The organism is Amycolatopsis sp. lyj-346 (assembly GCF_046548975.1).
Taxonomy (GTDB): Bacteria; Actinomycetota; Actinomycetes; order Mycobacteriales; family Pseudonocardiaceae; genus Amycolatopsis.
On the sequence record NZ_JAJPWT010000012.1, the window covers coordinates 207,367 to 223,646 of the forward strand.

19 protein-coding genes are annotated in these 16,280 nt (G+C 70.1%); 9 read left to right on the forward strand and 10 right to left on the reverse strand.

Going from position 1 to position 16,280, the window contains the following annotated elements:
- The first annotated feature begins 25 nt into the window (after positions 1 to 25).
- A complete protein-coding gene (locus ACLJQE_RS30930) occupies positions 26 to 601 on the forward strand; it encodes a dihydrofolate reductase family protein (protein WP_410643041.1) in 576 nt (191 codons plus the stop codon).
- Positions 602 to 750: 149 nt separating this feature from the next.
- Here the strand turns inward: ACLJQE_RS30930 and priA are convergent, their stop codons facing one another.
- Together priA and hisH are read right to left on the reverse strand one after the other, a co-directional pair.
- Positions 751 to 1,488 (reverse strand): bifunctional 1-(5-phosphoribosyl)-5-((5-phosphoribosylamino)methylideneamino)imidazole-4-carboxamide isomerase/phosphoribosylanthranilate isomerase PriA, encoded by a 738-nt coding sequence (priA, locus tag ACLJQE_RS30935; RefSeq protein ID WP_410643042.1) that lies wholly within the window; start codon positions 1,486 to 1,488, stop codon positions 751 to 753.
- Positions 1,489 to 1,524: 36 nt separating this feature from the next.
- Positions 1,525 to 2,142 (reverse strand): imidazole glycerol phosphate synthase subunit HisH, encoded by a 618-nt coding sequence (gene hisH, locus ACLJQE_RS30940; RefSeq protein ID WP_410643152.1) that lies wholly within the window; start codon positions 2,140 to 2,142, stop codon positions 1,525 to 1,527.
- Positions 2,143 to 2,327: 185 nt separating this feature from the next.
- Here hisH and ACLJQE_RS30945 point away from each other — a divergent pair, with 185 nt between their 5' ends.
- From ACLJQE_RS30945 to ACLJQE_RS30955, 3 genes are read left to right on the forward strand one after another with little or no spacing between them, the layout of a single operon-like run.
- On the forward strand, positions 2,328 to 2,504 hold the full coding sequence (locus ACLJQE_RS30945; RefSeq protein ID WP_410643043.1) for a hypothetical protein: 177 nt from the start codon (positions 2,328 to 2,330) through the stop codon (positions 2,502 to 2,504).
- 48 nt (positions 2,505 to 2,552) lie between these two features.
- Complete coding sequence (locus tag ACLJQE_RS30950) at positions 2,553 to 3,725, forward strand: acyl-CoA dehydrogenase family protein (RefSeq protein WP_410643044.1); 1,173 nt, start codon at positions 2,553 to 2,555, stop codon at positions 3,723 to 3,725.
- A 37-nt stretch (positions 3,726 to 3,762) separates the two neighbouring features.
- The gene (locus ACLJQE_RS30955) at positions 3,763 to 4,305 is read left to right on the forward strand and encodes an NIPSNAP family protein (protein WP_410643045.1); all 543 of its coding nucleotides are present in this window, start codon (positions 3,763 to 3,765) and stop codon (positions 4,303 to 4,305) included.
- Here ACLJQE_RS30955 and ACLJQE_RS30960 read toward each other — a convergent pair.
- Positions 4,276 to 4,887 carry an NUDIX hydrolase gene (locus tag ACLJQE_RS30960; protein WP_410643153.1) on the reverse strand — a complete coding sequence of 204 codons (612 nt, stop codon included), beginning with the start codon at positions 4,885 to 4,887 and terminating at the stop codon, positions 4,276 to 4,278. The two genes, ACLJQE_RS30955 and ACLJQE_RS30960, sit on opposite strands and share 30 nt — an antisense overlap.
- A gap of 357 nt (positions 4,888 to 5,244) precedes the next feature.
- Here ACLJQE_RS30960 and ACLJQE_RS30965 point away from each other — a divergent pair, with 357 nt between their 5' ends.
- Positions 5,245 to 6,309, forward strand: a complete 1,065-nt coding sequence (locus ACLJQE_RS30965) for a hypothetical protein (protein WP_410643046.1) — start codon at positions 5,245 to 5,247, stop codon at positions 6,307 to 6,309.
- On the opposite strand, the gene ACLJQE_RS30970 is transcribed toward ACLJQE_RS30965, so the two are convergent.
- Positions 6,287 to 7,180, reverse strand: coding sequence for a transketolase family protein (locus ACLJQE_RS30970; RefSeq protein ID WP_410643047.1), 894 nt, complete (start codon positions 7,178 to 7,180; stop codon positions 6,287 to 6,289). The two genes, ACLJQE_RS30965 and ACLJQE_RS30970, sit on opposite strands and share 23 nt — an antisense overlap.
- Positions 7,181 to 7,182: 2 nt before the next feature.
- Entirely contained in the window at positions 7,183 to 7,875 is a 693-nt protein-coding gene (locus tag ACLJQE_RS30975) for a thiamine pyrophosphate-dependent enzyme (RefSeq protein WP_410643048.1), read from the reverse strand.
- Between the two features lie 52 nt (positions 7,876 to 7,927).
- Here ACLJQE_RS30975 and soxR point away from each other — a divergent pair, with 52 nt between their 5' ends.
- Both soxR and ACLJQE_RS30985 read left to right on the forward strand, forming a co-directional pair.
- Positions 7,928 to 8,389, forward strand: coding sequence for a redox-sensitive transcriptional activator SoxR (gene soxR / locus ACLJQE_RS30980; RefSeq protein ID WP_410643049.1), 462 nt, complete (start codon positions 7,928 to 7,930; stop codon positions 8,387 to 8,389).
- Positions 8,390 to 8,423: 34 nt separating this feature from the next.
- Positions 8,424 to 8,957 carry an RNA 2'-phosphotransferase gene (locus tag ACLJQE_RS30985; RefSeq protein ID WP_410643050.1) on the forward strand — a complete coding sequence of 178 codons (534 nt, stop codon included), beginning with the start codon at positions 8,424 to 8,426 and terminating at the stop codon, positions 8,955 to 8,957.
- Positions 8,958 to 9,184: 227 nt separating this feature from the next.
- On the opposite strand, the gene ACLJQE_RS30990 is transcribed toward ACLJQE_RS30985, so the two are convergent.
- Positions 9,185 to 9,778: a TetR/AcrR family transcriptional regulator gene (locus ACLJQE_RS30990; protein WP_410643051.1), complete on the reverse strand. Its 594-nt coding sequence runs from the start codon at positions 9,776 to 9,778 to the stop codon at positions 9,185 to 9,187.
- 204 nt (positions 9,779 to 9,982) lie between these two features.
- Between ACLJQE_RS30990 and ACLJQE_RS30995 the strand changes: the two genes are divergently transcribed.
- Positions 9,983 to 12,169, forward strand: a complete 2,187-nt coding sequence (locus tag ACLJQE_RS30995; RefSeq protein WP_410643052.1) for an MMPL family transporter — start codon at positions 9,983 to 9,985, stop codon at positions 12,167 to 12,169.
- A 52-nt stretch (positions 12,170 to 12,221) separates the two neighbouring features.
- Here the strand turns inward: ACLJQE_RS30995 and ACLJQE_RS31000 are convergent, their stop codons facing one another.
- Genes ACLJQE_RS31000 through hisD form a run of 4 tightly spaced genes read right to left on the reverse strand, consistent with a single transcriptional unit; the run spans position 12,222 to position 15,395 of the window.
- Complete coding sequence (locus tag ACLJQE_RS31000; RefSeq protein WP_410643053.1) at positions 12,222 to 12,380, reverse strand: hypothetical protein; 159 nt, start codon at positions 12,378 to 12,380, stop codon at positions 12,222 to 12,224.
- A complete protein-coding gene (gene hisB / locus ACLJQE_RS31005) occupies positions 12,377 to 12,976 on the reverse strand; it encodes an imidazoleglycerol-phosphate dehydratase HisB (protein WP_410643054.1) in 600 nt (199 codons plus the stop codon). Before hisB ends, ACLJQE_RS31000 begins: the two co-directional genes overlap by 4 nt.
- Positions 12,973 to 14,073, reverse strand: coding sequence for a histidinol-phosphate transaminase (locus ACLJQE_RS31010; protein WP_410643055.1), 1,101 nt, complete (start codon positions 14,071 to 14,073; stop codon positions 12,973 to 12,975). Before ACLJQE_RS31010 ends, hisB begins: the two co-directional genes overlap by 4 nt.
- On the reverse strand, positions 14,070 to 15,395 hold the full coding sequence (hisD, locus tag ACLJQE_RS31015) for a histidinol dehydrogenase (protein WP_410643056.1): 1,326 nt from the start codon (positions 15,393 to 15,395) through the stop codon (positions 14,070 to 14,072). Before hisD ends, ACLJQE_RS31010 begins: the two co-directional genes overlap by 4 nt.
- A gap of 84 nt (positions 15,396 to 15,479) precedes the next feature.
- Here hisD and ACLJQE_RS31020 point away from each other — a divergent pair, with 84 nt between their 5' ends.
- Complete coding sequence (locus ACLJQE_RS31020; RefSeq protein WP_410643057.1) at positions 15,480 to 16,274, forward strand: carbon-nitrogen hydrolase family protein; 795 nt, start codon at positions 15,480 to 15,482, stop codon at positions 16,272 to 16,274.
- The last annotated feature ends 6 nt before the right edge of the window (positions 16,275 to 16,280 follow it).

A 16,280-nucleotide genomic window follows, 5' to 3' on the forward strand; every position in this document is an offset into this window, starting at 1 on the left:
GGAGTTGATCCGGCAGGGGGCAGCTGTGCGCAAGCTCGTGTACTTCACCGGCACCACCATCGACGGCGTGATCGCCGGACCGGGCGGCGAAACCGACTTCCACCCGCTCGACCCGGACATGGTCGCGCACGTGCGCGCGGAGTTCCCGGAGACCATGCCGACGCACATCCGGCCGCGCGTCGGAATCGCCGCGGACACGCCGAACCAGCGGTACGACACGGTCGTCATGGGCCGCGGCACCTACGCGGTACCGCTGGCCGAAGGCGTCACCAGCCCGTACGCGCACCTGCGGCAGTACGTCGTCTCGCGGTCGCTGAGCCGGCTCGCCGACCCGGCCGTCACCCTCGTGCCCGGCGATCCCCTGGCACTCGTGCGGCAGCTCAAAACCGAGGAAGGCCTGGACATCTGGCTGTGCGGCGGCGGGGACCTGGCCGGTCAGCTGCTGCCGGAGATCGACGAGCTGGTGGTCAAGTCCTACCCGGTCGTCGCGGGCGGCGGGGTGCCGATGTTCAGCGGCGGCTTCGGGCCGCGCGGGTTCACGCCGGTCGAAGTCCTGACGTTCGGCCACGGCGGCACGATCACCACCTACCGTCCGAGCTAGACCTTCGCGCGTCCGAGGTCCCTCAACACCGGGCCCCACCCCAAGCGCCCCAAGGTGGCCTTGGGTGCGTTCAACGCACCCAAGGTGGCCTTCGGTGCGTTGAACGCACCGAAGGCCACCTTGGGGCGCACCCGTCTGTGTCGTCCGGGCTAGACCTTCGCCACCGCGGCGAGGGCCTCCGGCAGTGTGAACGCCCCGGCGTAGAGCGCCTTGCCGACGATGGAGCCCTCGACGCCGTCGGACGCCAGGCCCGCCAGCGCGACGAGGTCGGCGACGCTCGACACCCCGCCGGAAGCGATCACCGGCGCGTCGGTGCGGGCGACGACGTCCCTCAGCAGCTCGAGGTTCGGGCCGCGCAGCGTGCCGTCCTTGCTGACGTCGGTGACGACGTAGCGGGACGCGCCGTCGCGGTCGAGGCGCTCGAGGACCTCCCACAGGTCGCCGCCGTCGGAGGTCCAGCCGCGGGCCGAAAGCCGGTGGCCGGCCTCGGTGATCCGCACGTCGAGGCCGATCGCGACGCGGTCGCCGTACTCGCCGATGACCCGGCTGGTCCACTCCGGGTCCTCGAGCGCGGCGGTGCCGAGGTTGACCCGGCGGGCCCCGGTGTCCAGCGCGGCCTTCAGCGAGGCGTCGTCGCGGATGCCGCCGGACAGCTCGACCTGCACGTCGAGCCGGCCCACCACCTCGGCGAGCAGCTCGCGGTTGCTGCCCTTGCCGAAGGCGGCGTCGAGATCGACCAGGTGGATCCACTCGGCGCCGTCGCGCTGCCAGGCGAGCGCGGCCTCCAGAGGACTGCCATAGGAGGTCTCGGTGCCGGCCTCGCCCTGGACGAGTCGCACGGCCTGGCCATCGGCCACATCAACGGCGGGAAGCAGCGTGAAAGTCACGCGGGTAACTCTAGGACGGAGACCCGGATCACCCGGTCAGAGGGTCGCCAGCCAGTTCCGGAGCAGCTGGGCCCCGGCGTCCCCGGACTTCTCCGGGTGGAACTGGGTGGCCCACAGCGGCCCGTTCTCGACCGCGGCGACGAAGTCCTCGCCGTGGTGGGCCCAGGTGACCTTCGGCTCCTGCCCGGCCAGGCCGTCGAGTTCCCACTTGCGCGCGGCGTAGGAGTGCACGAAGTAGAACCGCTCCTCGGGGTCGAGACCGGCGAAGAGCTGCGAGCCCGCGGGCGCGCGCACGGTGTTCCACCCCATGTGCGGCAGGACGTCGGCGTGCAGCCGGTCGACGACGCCGGGCCACTCCCCGGTGCCCTCGGTCTCCTCGCCGTGCTCGACCCCGCGGGAGAAGAGGATCTGCATGCCGACGCAGATGCCGAGCACCGGCCGCCCGCCGGCGAGCCGCTTCCCGATGATCCGGTGCCCGTGCACGTCCAGCAGGCCGGCCATGCAGGCGGAGTAGGCGCCGACCCCGGGCACGACCAGGCCGTCGGCTTCGACGGCGGCATGCGGGTCGGCCGTGACCTCGACGTCGGCCCCGGCGCGCGCGACAGCGCGTTCGGCGGAACGGAGGTTGCCGGAACCGTAGTCGAGAATCACCACACGAGACACGCCACCCAGCGTAGCCGGAAGGCCCGGCGGCCCTCGACCGAACAGGCCCGTGCCACAGAGTGGTCGACGACCGGAAAAATCTTGGGGAAACCCCGTTTGACCTTCCCGCTCCCCGGGTATCACTTCACCCGATCGTGTGCGCTCAGCCCGGCACGACGGACGCCTGGGAGGCGAAGATGGCCGAGGACGATCTGCTGTCCCAGATGCTGCACGCCTGGCGTGAAGACATCGAGAGCGTGCCGTTTCCGCAGTTCACCGAGCTGCTGATCCCGCGCCAGCAGGTCCGGCCGCGGTGCGTGCCCGGCGCGTCTGCCGCTCGCGTGACGAAAGCCACGCGGAGAACAGACGCCTGACTGTGGTTTCCTGCGGTGGCCGCATCGACGCGTCCCCGGGAGCTCCTCATGAGTCGCAGCCCTGACCCGCACGACTTCCTCGGCCTCGACGCCGGGCTCGCCGAAGAGGACCGCGCCATCCGCGATGCCGTCCGCGCGTACGCGAAGGACCACCTGCTGGACCACGTCGCCGAGTGGTACGAAACGGGCGCGCTCCCCGCCGCGGAGCTGGCGAAGGGCTTCGGCTCGCTCGGCCTGCTCGGCATGCACCTGGAGGGCTACGGCTGCGCCGGCACCAGCGCCGTCGCGTACGGCATCGCGTGCCGCGAACTCGAAGCCGTCGACTCGGGATTGCGCAGCTTCGTGTCGGTGCAGGGATCGCTGGCGATGTATGCGATCCACCGGTGGGGCAGCGAAGAACACCGGCAGGAGTGGCTGCCGCGGATGGCCACCGGCGAGGCGCTGGGCTGCTTCGGGCTGACCGAGCCGGACGCGGGCAGCGACCCGGGCTCGATGCGGACGCGGGCGGTGCGCGACGGCGACGACTGGGTGCTCTCGGGCACGAAGATGTGGATCACCAACGGAACCGTCGCCGACGTCGCGGTCGTCTGGGCGCAGACCGACGACGGGATCCGCGGCTTCGTCGTCCCGACGGGCACGCCGGGCTTCACCGCGAACGAGGTCAAGCACAAGCTGTCGCTGCGGGCGTCGCTGACCGCGGAACTGGTGCTCGACGGCGTCCGGTTGCCGTCGTCGGCGGCGTTCCCCGAGGTCCGCGGCCTGCGCGGGCCGCTGTCCTGCTTGAACGAGGCCCGCTACGGGATCCTGTTCGGAGTCGTCGGCGCGGCGCGCGCGTGCTACGAAGCCGCGTTGGAGTACACGCTCTCCCGTTCGCAGTTCGGGAAGCCGCTGGCCGGGTTCCAGCTGACCCAGCGCAAGCTGGCCGACCTGGTCGTCGAGGTCAACCGCGCCGGGCTGGTGGCCCTGCACATCGGGCGCCTGAAGGACGACGGCGACCTGCACCACAACCACGTCAGCTTCGGCAAGATGGCGAACGTCCGCTCGGCGCTGTCCGTGGCGCGCGAGGCCCGTTCGATGCTGGGCGCGAACGGGATTTCGCTGGAGTACCCGGTGATGCGGCACATGGCGAACCTCGAGACGGTGCTGACCTACGAAGGTACCGAGGAGATGCACGCGCTGTCGCTCGGACAGGCCGTCACGGGGCTGTCCGCGTTCCGCTGACCGGTTTTTGTCGGTGGTCACCGCTAGCGTTCGCGGCATGACTTTTTCCGAGTTCGAAACCGTGGTGGAGCTGCGGCGCTACACCTTGCACCCCGGCCGGCGTGACGAGCTGATCGAGCTGTTCGAGCGCGAGTTCGTCGAGCCGCAGGAGGCGGCGGGCGCGCACTTGTTCGGCTTGTTCCGCGCCCGCGCCTCGCCGGACGAGTTCGTGTGGCTGCGCGGCTTCCGCTCGATGGCCGCCCGCAAGGAGGCGCTGGAGAGGTTCTACTCCGGCCCGGCCTGGAAGGCCCACCGCTCGGCGGCGAACGCCACGATGATCGACTCCGACAACGTGCTGTTGCTGCGCCCGGTCCGCCGTGGCCTGGCCGCACCACCGCCGGGCACGGGTCTGCACGTGACGATCTCCGCTCCGGCTCCCCCACCCGAGCCGGCGTTCGCGGCGTTCGAGACGGAGCCGTCTCCGAACAACTTCCCGCAGCTGCCGGTTCGCACGGACGGCCCGTTCGCGGTGTGGTTCAGCCGGACGCCTTCGGAAGCTTCTGTCGAGCTCTTACCGACTTCGCGGTCGCTGATCCGGTGAGAGGAGTTCGATGAGCCCTTCGGGGTAGAGAATCTTGCTGCCGTCGCGGAACTCGGCGACGTCGACCCACCGCGCGGTACCGGGATCGTCGAGGATCTTCATCTCGTCGCGCCGGTAGAGGCTCTGGTCGACGAACTTGGCGGCGAAGACGAAGGCGATCTCGTGCCCGGGCCGGTCGCGCCAGGAGAAGACGTTCTCGAGCACCCCGAGCCTCTCGCCGACCGTGATCTCGGCGCCGAGCTCTTCCAGGAACTCCCGCTCGAGGGCTTCCTTGCTGGTTTCCCCGAACTCGATCCCACCCCCGAGCGGCCGGTGAAAGATCTCGTCCTTGACATCGTCGTGCGCTTCGAAGACGAGAATCGCACCCCCACGCCGGATGACGGCGAGCACGATCGGCCGGATCGATGGCATGGCGCTCACGCTATCGACCCGCGCCTCCCGAAGCACAAGCCACCCGACCCACCCGGCCCCGGCCACACCGAGCACCCCGACGGCCAGCCACGCCCACCCACTGCCACCCGCCCCGGCAAGGGCCACCACCACCATGCCCACGGCGGGCACCGCCCAGGGCGACAGCCCCATGATCACCTCGTTCTCGCTTGTCGACTGGGCCTGAATGCTGGCCTAACATGGTCGAATCCTGGAGGGCGGGGTGAGGCGCATGCGCAGGCTTCGGCTCCTCGTCGGTCTTGCCCGCTCCCAGCGACTCCTTCCGATCAACAACCCTCCGGTCAAGCCACCTGGCGACAGCGAGCGGCCAGAAGGCAACGGTCACTGCCCGAAACACCGCACGACCACGCTTCTCAAGACACGCAAGGGGTATTGGTGCCGGGAATGCGATGACATGATTCCCCCGGAAAAGCGGATCCCGTGAGCACACCTTCGCTACCGGATACCGCAATGAGCCTGGGCTCACGAGTCGGCCGTTATTTCAGTGTTGTGAGCATGCTGCCGGTACTTTTCCTGAGCACATGGACCTTCGTGCTCGTCGTGAGCGGGGCGTGGTCGGGACGACCGGTCCTCAGCCGCATGGCCCACGAGTTGACCGGCATAACGGTGAGCGAAGTCGCCTGGCTCCTCCTGGGAACTCTCGTCTTGGCCCTGTTTCTGCACCCCTTGCAGCTTGCCATGACGAAGGTTTTGGAAGGATACTGGGGAAGTTCACGAATCGCCGCTGCCCTGCTCCGCTCTCGCATCACGCACCATCGGAAGCGGTTCAACCGTCTTTCGACCAGAAGGGAAAAGCTCGAACAACGCCGCAACCGCGTACTCACCAAGCTGCTTGTCGGCCGCTACCTTCGCAAACTGGCGGATGACCCCGCCACCGCCGAAGATCCAGCACGGTGGGCTTCGGAGCGACTGAAGCGAGAACTCGAGAATCTTCTCTTCAGCACACAGGCTTATCCCGCCAGCGGAGCACACGCAGCGATGGCATCGATCCCGGTCCTGCTGGCACACTATCCCGACCCGGATCGGATGATGCCTACCCGACTGGGCAATGCGCTGCGCTCAGCCGAAGACTCCATCGGCCGTCAGTACGCACTGGACGCCGTCCGGACAACTCCGTACATCGCACTGATCGCCCCGGAACCTCACCTAAACTACCTCCAAGACACCAGACAGCAGTTAGACACCTCTGTCCGGTTGTGCGTCGTCGCACTACTCGCCACCGTCGAAGCGGTCGGCTTCCTGTTCACAGACGGTTGGTGGCTCCTGGCGTCCCTCGGACCGTATTTCCTGGCTTACATCGCGTATCGCGCCTCGATCGCCGCGGCGATCGAATACATGGAAATGGTGCGGACGGTTCTGGATCTGAACCGATTCAAGCTCTACGAAAGCCTGCACCTCGAGCAGCCGGACGACACGGACACGGAACGCACGAACAATGTAAAACTGATGTCCCTGCTCAGCGGCGACGAAACCGTGACGCTTCACTACAAGCACCCCGTCGCCGGTACCCCCAGCACCGGCGACTCCCCTCCTACTCCCCCAAGAACTCCCTGATCGAAAGCCCCAGCGACCCGGCGTCCAGCCCGTGCGCGAGATCGTGGTCCGCGATCCCGCCGTAAGTCCGCACTTCCACATCCCGCCGCACCCCCAACGACCGCAACCGGTGCGGCACATCGGAAAGCGCCTCCGCCACCCAGAAAGCCGACGTCCCCGCCGAATACGGCTCCACCAACACCACCGAAGCGGACGCGGAAAGCACCGCCGACCGCAGACCGGCCGCGTCGAACGGCCGGATCGTCGACGCGTACAGCACCGTCACGTCCAGGCCCGCCGTTGCTCGCAGGACCCGGTCCAGCACCGGGCCCACCGCCACCACGACGCCGGCGGCCCCGGAACGCACGCGGGTGAAGCCCACCCCCAGGTGCGGGGACTCGTTGGACTGCGCCGAAAGCCGCAGGTAGACGCGGCCGTCTCCGGGGATCGACTCCAGCAACAGCCGCTCGGCCTCGGCCGGGTGGCCCGGTACGTGGACCGTCCAGCCCGGCAGCGAATCGATCAACGCCACGTCGCCGGGGGATTGGTGCGTGCGCCCCGCCGTCGACATGTCGTACGACGCTCCCCACGACACCAGGACGCCGCCCACCTCCTGGTGCGAAAAGTCCAGCTTGATCTGCTCGAAGGCGCGCTCCACCAGGAACGACGGGAACGTGTGCACGATCGGCCGCAGGCCCGCCAGCGCCAGCCCGGCGCCCGCGCTGACCAGCAGCTGTTCGCGGATCCCGACGTTGATCACCCGGTCCGGGTGGCGACGCGCGGCGCCGGCGAGCTGCGCCGCCGAGATGTCGGCCAGCACGACCGCGACGTCCGGGTCCGCGTCGAGGATCCGTTCGGTGGTGGCGAGGAAGGTTTCCCGCATCGGCAACATGTTCAGCCCTTCGGTTCGACGACGGCGACCACGACCAGTGGCCGGCCGGGGTGGGGGGTGGTGAAGGCGTCGTACAGCGCGTCGTGGTCCCGGCCGGACACCGTGCGCGTGTCCCAGCCCTCGACGGCGAAGCGGCGCTCGATGCCGCCCGGCCAGCCGCGCGTCGACGACTGGTTGTCGATCACCACGGTGGTCAGGTTTTCGAGGCCGTCGCGCGCCGCGACGACGATCGCCTCGTGGTTCGAGCCCTCGTCCAGCTCGGCGTCGCCGACGAGCGTCACGACCTTCGCGTTCGCCAGGCCGCGGGCGCGCAGGCCGAGCGCCGTGCCGAGCGCGATCGGCAGGCCGTGGCCGAGCGAACCGCTGGAGATCTCGACGCCGGGGATGCGGCGCCGGTCGGGGTGGTGGCCGAGCCGCGACACCGGGTCGGACCACGTCGCCAGCTCCGCCTCGGCGATGAAGCCTTTCGCGGTGAGCACGGCGTAGTACGCCATCGGCCCGTGTCCCTTGGACAACAGGAACCGGTCGCGGCCGGGCTCACGGAAGTTCGCGGGCGTGACGTCGAGCACGCGGTCGTAGAGCACCCACAGGACGTCCAGAGTGGACTCGGCGGCGGCGCTGTGCTTTTCGTCGCCGGTCATCAGCGAAATCAGCCGGGGCAGGTCGGCGTAGCCCGGTTCGGTCACAGTGGTCATGACCCGACGATGCAACCTCGACTAAACTCGAAGTCAAGGATAGCCTGACCTGGTGACCAGGCTCGCTGAACATCTCAGCATCGGACAGGTGGCGGAACGCAGCGGGGTTCCGCACACGGCACTGCGGTTCTACGAGGAGAAGGGGCTGATCAGTTCGGAGCGCTCGGCGGGCAACCAGCGCCGCTACCCGCGTTCGGTGCTGCGCCGGATCGCGTTCATCCGCGCGGCACAACGGGTCGGGCTTTCGCTCGAGGACATCAGTTCGGCGCTGGCCACGTTGCCGGCGGACCACGCCCCGACGAAGGCGGACTGGGCGCGCCTGTCCCGCGACTGGCAGCACGAGCTCGACGCACGCATCGACGCCCTGCAACGGCTTCGCGACCGGCTCACCGGCTGCGTCGGCTGCGGCTGTCTGTCGCTGCGCAGCTGCGCGTTGTACAACAACGACGACGAGCTGGCCCGCTTCGGGCCGGGCGCGAGCAAGTTGCGTCCGGTGGTCGAAGGCGGCATCTAAACCGCTTGCGCGCGGGGAGGATGCTGGGGAGGCAATGAACGAAAAGGAATTGATCCGCATCTCGAAGCGGCTGTCCCGGCACCTGCGCCACGACCCGGCCGCCCTCGGTTTGACACTCGCCCCCGGCGGCTGGGTCCCCGTCGACACGCTCGTGCGCGCGCTCTCGATCACCCGCGAGGAGCTCGGCGAAGTGGTCGAGAGGAACAACAAGCGCCGCTTCGCCTTCGACGAAACGGGCACGCGCATCCGCGCAAGCCAGGGCCACAGCGTCACGGTCGACTTGGGTTTACCGGACGCGACACCGCCGGCCGTGCTCTACCACGGAACGGTCGCGAAGTACCTCGACGCGATCTTCCGCGAGGGCCTGCGCCCGATGAACCGCCACGCGGTCCACCTGTCGGCCACGGTGGAAACGGCCCGGACCGTCGGCGCCCGCCGCGGCAAGCCGGTGATCCTCCAGGTCGACGCCGCCGCCATGGCCGCGGCAGGCCACGCGTTCCAGGTGAGCGCCAACGGAGTCTGGCTGACCGCCTCAGTCCCCCCGCCCTACCTCGACCGCACCGGCTGAGAACCCGTGTCGTCCCCCCAATCACGCGAGTCGACCCTCCAAGCACGCAAGCCGACCCTCCAAGCACGCGAGCCGACCGTCCAGGTACGCGAGCCGACCGTTCGGGTGCGTGACTCGCGTGATCGAACACGGAACTCGCGTGATCAGAGCCGGAACTCGCGTGATCAGGCCCGGAACTCGCGTGTTTGAGCGCGTATCTCGCGTGATTGGCGGGTCGGCTCGCGTGATTAGGGGGTCGACACGGGGGTGAGGGTTCGGCGGCGGGGGCGGCCGAGGAGGCGGCGGCCCACGTCGAGGAGCTCTGCGCGCAACTCTTCGTCGCTCAGGCCGGCGAGGTCCGGGGAGCCGCCTGCCATGGCGATGCCCGTCAGCGTGACCATGGCGTTGACCCGGGCCGTCGTGTCCGGGTCCGGGCCCGACAGGATGGCCAGCAACGCGCGGCCGAAGCCCTCCGTGCCGCCGTGGGCCGACTTCTCGATCGCGCGGGCGATGCCCGGGTCGCTCGAAAACAGCGCGACCAGCGCCCGGTGGCGGATCACCAGGTCGACGAACCCCTCCAGCAGCAGGTCCACCTGCGCGCCCCGGCGCTTCAGCGCGGCCGCTCGCCGGACGAGGTCGTCCAGGTCGCGGATGCCCGGCTCGGCGACCGCCTCGGTGATCTCCGCCTTCGTCTTGAAGTGGTAGTAGACGGCCGCCTTGGTGATGCCCAGCGCGTCGGCGATCATCTGCAGCGACGTGCCCTCGACCCCGTGTTCGGTGAACAGGCGCAGCGCCGTCCGCAGCAGTCGGGTCCGGGTGTCCTCGGCCGGGCCGGCGGTCATTCTTCCTCCTCAGCAGCCGTCGGAGCCTACGTCACGCCTTGTCGATCGGCAAACCGAGTAACTAGCCGACCGGCAAGTAATAAACCTTGCTGTTCGGCAAGTCACATACTTGCCGATCGGCTTGGAGTCTCCCTGCCGATCGGCTAGCGTGGAACCCACCTGATGGAGTTACCTGACCCCGTTCGGGCGAAATGGAGCTGACTCGTGGCGACCTTCCTGTACCGGCTCGGCCGGTTTTCCTTCCGGCGCAAAGCGCTGGTCGTGGCCGTCTGGGCGGCCGTCCTGGTGGCGCTGGGCCTCGGTGCACTGACGCTGTCGAGCCAGCTCTCGAACTCGGTGACGATCCCCGGCACCGAGTCGCAGCGGGCGATCGACCAGCTCGCCGAGAAGTTCCCGCAGGCCAACGCGGGTGGCGCCACCGCGCGGGTGGTGATCGAGGCCCCGGCGGGCACCACGGTGACCGACGCGAAGGGCAAGGCCGCCGTCGAAGCCCTCGTCGGGCAGCTGAAGACGGCGCCGAAGGTCGCCGCCGTGGTCGACCCGTTCCAGGCGCAGTCGATCTCCCCCGATCGGCGCGTCGCGCTCGCCCAGGTCAGTTACGGAGCGAAAGCGTACGAACTGACCGACGAGGACCGTCAGGCCCTGCTGGACACGGCGAACGCCGGCCGCGCCGCCGGGTTCACCGTCGAGTTCGGCGGCGACGCCGTGGAGGGCGCGCCCGCGACCGGAGCCACCGAAGGCCTGGGTGTCGCGGTCGCCGCCGTCGTGCTGATCATCACGTTCGGTTCGCTGCTCGCGGCCGGGATCCCGCTGCTCACCGCGCTGATCGGCGTCGGCACCGGGATGGCGGGCATCTTCCTCGCTTCCGGGTTCCTCGAGCTGAACTCGAACACGCCGGTGCTGGCGCTGATGATCGGCCTGGCCGTCGGCATCGACTACGCGCTGTTCATCGTGTCGCGCTACCGCCACGAACTGACCATCGGCCGCAGCCCCGAAGAAGCCGCCGGACGCGCCGCGGGCACCGCCGGGTCCGCGGTGGTCTTCGCCGGGCTGACCGTCATCATCGCGCTGGCCGGCCTCACCGTCATCGGCATCCCGTTCCTCGGCCAGATGGGCGTCGCCGCCGCCGTCACCGTCGCGATCGCCGTGCTCATCGCCCTGACGCTGCTGCCCGCGATCCTCGGCTTCGCCGGGGCACGGGTGGCCGGCGACCGCATCCGGCTGCGCCGCAAGCCGGTCGAAACGACGCACGGCGAACGCTGGGCGCGGTTCGTCGGCCGCCACCGGATCGCGGTGCTGCTGGTGGGGCTGGCCGGGCTGGCCGTCGTCGCCCTGCCCGCGCTGAGCATGCAGCTCGGCCTGCCCAACGACAGCACCGCCGCACCGGAGTCGACGCAGCGCAAGGCGTACGAAATCGCCAGCCGCAGCTTCGGCGAAGGCTCGAACGGGCCGCTGCTGGTCGTCGTCGACATCTCCGCCAGCACCGACCGCCAGGCGGCGCTCGGCCGGGCCGCGGCCGACATCCAGAAGCTGCCCGACGTCGCCGCCGTCACGCCGCCGCGGGTCAACCAGACCGGTGACACGGCGTTGCTCACGGTGATCCCGAAGAGCGGCCCGAGCAGCTCGCAGACCGAGGACCTGGTCGCCGCGATCCGCACCGAATCCGGCGCGCTGGAGAACGGGACGGGCGCGAAGCTGTCCGTCACCGGCCAGACCGCGGCCAACATCGACGTCTCCGAGAAGCTGTCGGACGCGATGCTGCCGTACCTGGCGCTGATCGTCGGGCTGGCGTTCGTGCTCCTGATGCTGGTGTTCCGCTCGGTGGTGGTGCCGCTGAAGGCGACGATCGGCTTCCTCGGCTCGGTCGCGGCGACGTTCGGCGCGGTGGTCGCGGTGTTCCAGTGGGGCTGGCTCACGGACCTGCTCGGGGTCGCCTCGACCGGCCCGATCATGAGCATGCTGCCGATCCTGCTGATCGGCGTGCTGTTCGGGCTGGCGATGGACTACCAGGTGTTCCTGGTGACGCGGATGCGCGAGGAGCACGTCCACGGCGCCGAACCGCAGGAGGCGATGGTCACCGGCTTCCGGCACGGGGCACGCGTGGTGGTCGCGGCGGCCCTGATCATGATCAGCGTCTTCGCCGGCTTCGTGCTCGCGGAGTCGTCGCTGATCCAGTCGATCGGCTTCGCGCTGGCGTTCGGCGTGCTGGTGGACGCGTTCGTGGTCCGCATGACCCTGGTCCCGGCGGTGATGTCCCTGCTCGGCCGCAGCGCGTGGTGGCTGCCGAAGTGGCTGGACCGGATCCTGCCGGACGTCGACGTGGAGGGCGAGAAGCTCACGAAGCACCTGGACGAGCCCGAGGAGCGCGAGCTGGTCGGCGCAACTCGCTAGCGAGCACAGGAGAAAGCCCCCTCGGTGTGGCCGAGGGGGCTTTCTCCTGCGCTCAGCCCATGAACCAGAAGATCGCGCCGCCGATGGCCAGCAGGGCGGCGATGCCCAGCACCACCGCCAGGAACTTCGCCGTCTTCCAGGTCGAATACACCCCGCCCACCAGGAAACCACCCAGGGCGAGCAGGAGAACGCCGATGACTCCGCTGCTCACAGGACGCCCTTCGTCGACGGGATGCCGGCCGCTCGCGGGTCCGGCTCCGTCGCCGCCCTCAGCGCGCGAGCCACCGCCTTGTACTCCGCCTCCGCGATGTGGTGCGGGTCGCGGCCGTGGATCACCCTTACGTGCAGGGCGATCTGCGCGTGGAACGCCAGCGAGTCGAACACGTGCCGGGTCAGCACGAACGGGTAGTTGCCGCCGATCGTGAAGGTGTTGAACTGCTCCGGCTCGCCCACGTGCACGCAGTACGGGCGGCCCGAGACGTCGACGGCCGCGTGGGCGAGGGTCTCGTCCATCGGGATCCAGGCGTCGCCGAAGCGGCGGATGCCGCTCTTGTCGCCCAGGGCCTGGCGGATCGCCTGGCCCAGCACGATCGCCGTGTCCTCCACCGTGTGGTGCGCGTCGATGTGAACGTCGCCGGTGGCCTCGACCTTGAGGTTCAGGGAGCCGTGGACGCCGAAGGCCGTGAGCATGTGGTCGTAGAACGGCACGCCGGTCGAGATCTCGACCTCGCCCGTGCCGTCGAGGTCCAGCTGCACGAAGATCGAGGACTCCTTGGTGGTCCGTTCGACCTTGCCGATGCGGGTCATCGCGAGATTTCCTTACTCGCCTCGAGGAAGGCGTCGTTCTCTTCCGGGGTGCCAATGCTCACGCGCAGGTGCCCTTCGATACCGGGGTCGCGGATCAGCACTCCGGCGTCCAAATAGGACTTCCAGGCGGCCGAGGGGGACCGGAACCGTCCGAAGAGGACGAAGTTGGCATCACTCGGCACCGGGTCGTAACCCAGACCCGCCAACGCTTCCACGACGCGGTCGCGTTCCGCGGCCAGCTTGTACACGCTGTCCAAAGTGGCGTCCGCGTGCCGCAGCGCTGCCCGTGCCGCCGCCTGCGTCAGCCGCGAGAGGTGGTACGGCAGGCGCACCAGCTGCAACGCGTCGACCACCGCGGGCGCCGCCGCCAGGTAGCCGAGCCGGCCGCCCGCGAACGCGAACGCCTTGCTCATCGTGCGCGAGACGATCAGCCGCGCCGGGTAATCGGCGAGCAGGTGCACCGCGCTGACCTGCGAAGAAAACTCCGCGTACGCCTCGTCGACCACCACGATCCCGGTGGCCGCGTCCAGGACCGCACGCAGCTCTTCGAGCGGGATCGAGCCGCCGGTCGGGTTGTTCGGGCTGGTGACGAACACTATGTCCGGACGCCGTTCCCGGATGAGCGCCGCCGCCGCGGCCGTGTCGAGGGTGAAGTCTTCGCGGCGCGGCGCCGGAACCCACTCGGTGCGCGTGCCGGACGCGATGATCGGGTGCATCGAGTACGACGGCTCGAAGCCGAGCGCACTGCGCCCGGGACCGCCGAACGCCTGCAGGATCTGCTGCAGCACCTCGTTGGACCCGTTGGCGGCCCAGACGTTCGCCTCCGACAGCACGACCCGCGTCGACACGCTCAGGTAGTCGGCCAGGTCCTGGCGCAGCGCCACCGCGTCGCGGTCCGGGTAGCGGTGCAGCTCGGCGGCCTCCGCGCGGACCGCCTCGGCCAGGTCCGCGACCAGCTCGGGCGGCGGCGGGTACGGGTTCTCGTTCGTGTTGAGCCGCACCGGGACGTCCAGCTGCGGCGCGCCGTAGGGCGACTTGCCGCGCAGGTCTTCGCGCAGCGGCAGCGCGTCCAGCGTGACCTCTTCGCCGATGGTCATCGGGCCTCGCCTCCGAAGCGCGCGGCGACGGCCTCGCCGTGCGCGGGCAGGTCCTCGGCGTTGGCCAGCGCGACGACGCGGCCGGCGACCTCGCGCAGCGCGTCCTCGGAGTAGTCCACGACGTGGATGCCCTTGAGGAAGCTCTGCACGGACAGGCCCGAGGAGTGGCGGGCGAACCCGCCGGTGGGCAGCACGTGGTTGGACCCGGCGCAGTAGTCGCCGAGCGACACCGGGGCGTACGCGCCGACGAAGATCGCGCCGGCGTTGCGGACCCGGGCGGCCACCTCGCGCGCGTCCGCCGTCTGGATCTCCAGGTGCTCGGCGGCGTAGGCGTCGACGACGCGCAGTCCGTCGTCCACTGTGGACACCAGGATGATGCCGGACTGCTTGCCGGACAGCGCTTCGGTGACGCGCTCGGCGTGCTTCGTCGCGGCGACCCGGTGCACCAGCTCCTTGTCGACGGCGTCGGCCAGCTCGGGCGACGTCGTCACCAGGACGCTCGCGGCCAGCGGGTCGTGCTCGGCCTGGCTGATCAGGTCGGCGGCGACGTGCACCGGGTCGGCCGTCTCGTCGGCGAGGATGGCGATCTCGGTGGGCCCGGCCTCGGAGTCGATCCCGATCAGGCCGCGCAGGAGCCGCTTCGCCGCGGTGAGGTAGATGTTGCCCGGCCCGGTGACGACGGCGACCGGGGCCAGTTCGGCGCCGTCGGTGTCCGTGCCGCCGTACGCCAGCAGCGCGACGGCCTGCGCGCCGCCGGCCGCCCACACCTCGTCGACGCCGAGCAGCTCGGCCGCGGCGAGGATGGCCGGGTGCGGCAGCCCGCCGAACGCGGCCTGCGGCGGCGAGCAGACGACCAGGGACCCGACGCCGGCGATCTGCGCCGGGACGACGTTCATCACCACGGTGGACGGGTACACGGCCAGCCCGCCCGGGGCGTAGAGGCCGACGCGCTCGACCGGCACCCACTTCTCGGTGACCGTGCCGCCCTCGACGACGGTGGTCGTGACGTCGGTGCGGCGCTGCTCGGCGTGCACCTTCCGGGTGCGGGTGATCGACTCCTCCAGCGCGGCACGCACCTGCGGGTCGAGCTGCGCGAGCGCTTCGGACAGCTTCGCCCGCGGCACGCGCACGGCGGCCGGGCGGACCTTGTCGAACTTCTCGGTGTATTCGAGGACGGCTTCGACACCGCGGTCACGGACCGCCTCGACCACCGGGCGCACGTGATGCAGCGCCGCGTCCACGTCGTATTCGGCGCGGGGAAGCGTGGCGCGCAGTTCGGCGGCGGTCGGGACCTGCCCGCGCAGGTCGGTGCGGTTCAACATGCCCACCAGGGTACGAGGTCACGTCGAGGGGGTTTTCGGCGATACTCCCCGGTGACGGCCGATCCCAGCATGCAGGAGGCAGCGGTGGCGCGAATCGCGTTGTGCCAGGTCAACTCGGGTGACGATCCGGAGGCGAACCTGAAGCTGATTCGCACGGGGGTGGAGGCCGCGGCGACGGACGGCGCGCGGATCGTCGTGTTCCCCGAAGCGGCCATGGCGCGGTTCGGGCGGCCGCTCGAACCGATCGCCGAGCCCCTCGACGGCCCGTGGGCGTCGGCCGTGGCCGCGGTGGCCGCCGAGCACGACGTGGTCGTCGTCGCCGGGATGTTCACCCCGGCGGGCGACGGGCGGGTCCGCAACACGCTCTTGATCACCGGCGGCGGGCACCACCGCGGCTACGACAAGATCCACCTCTACGACGCGTTCGGGTTCGCCGAGTCCGACACGGTGGCGCCCGGTTCCTCGGCGACGACGTTCGAGCTGGACGGCGTCGTCTACGGCGTCGCGACCTGCTACGACGTACGGTTCCCGGAGCTGTTCCGCGCGCTGGCCGACGACGGCGCGGACGTCGTCCTGCTGCCGACGTCGTGGGGCGCGGGCGAGGGTAAGCGCGACCAGTGGGAGGTCCTGGTTCGCGCGCGGGCTCTGGATTCGGGCTGCTGGGTGCTGGGCTGCGGCCAGGCCGACCCCGCGGCGACGGGCGTCACGGTCAACCCGAAGGCCCCGACGGGAATCGGGTACTCCCTGGTCGCCGACGGCTTCGGCCGGGTGCTCGCCCAGGCCGGCGCGGCTCCGGAAACCCTCCTGATCGACGTCGACCCGGCCGTGTCGGCCCAAGCCCGCGCGGCCACCGGAGCCCTCGCCAACCGCCGCCTTTGAACGGAG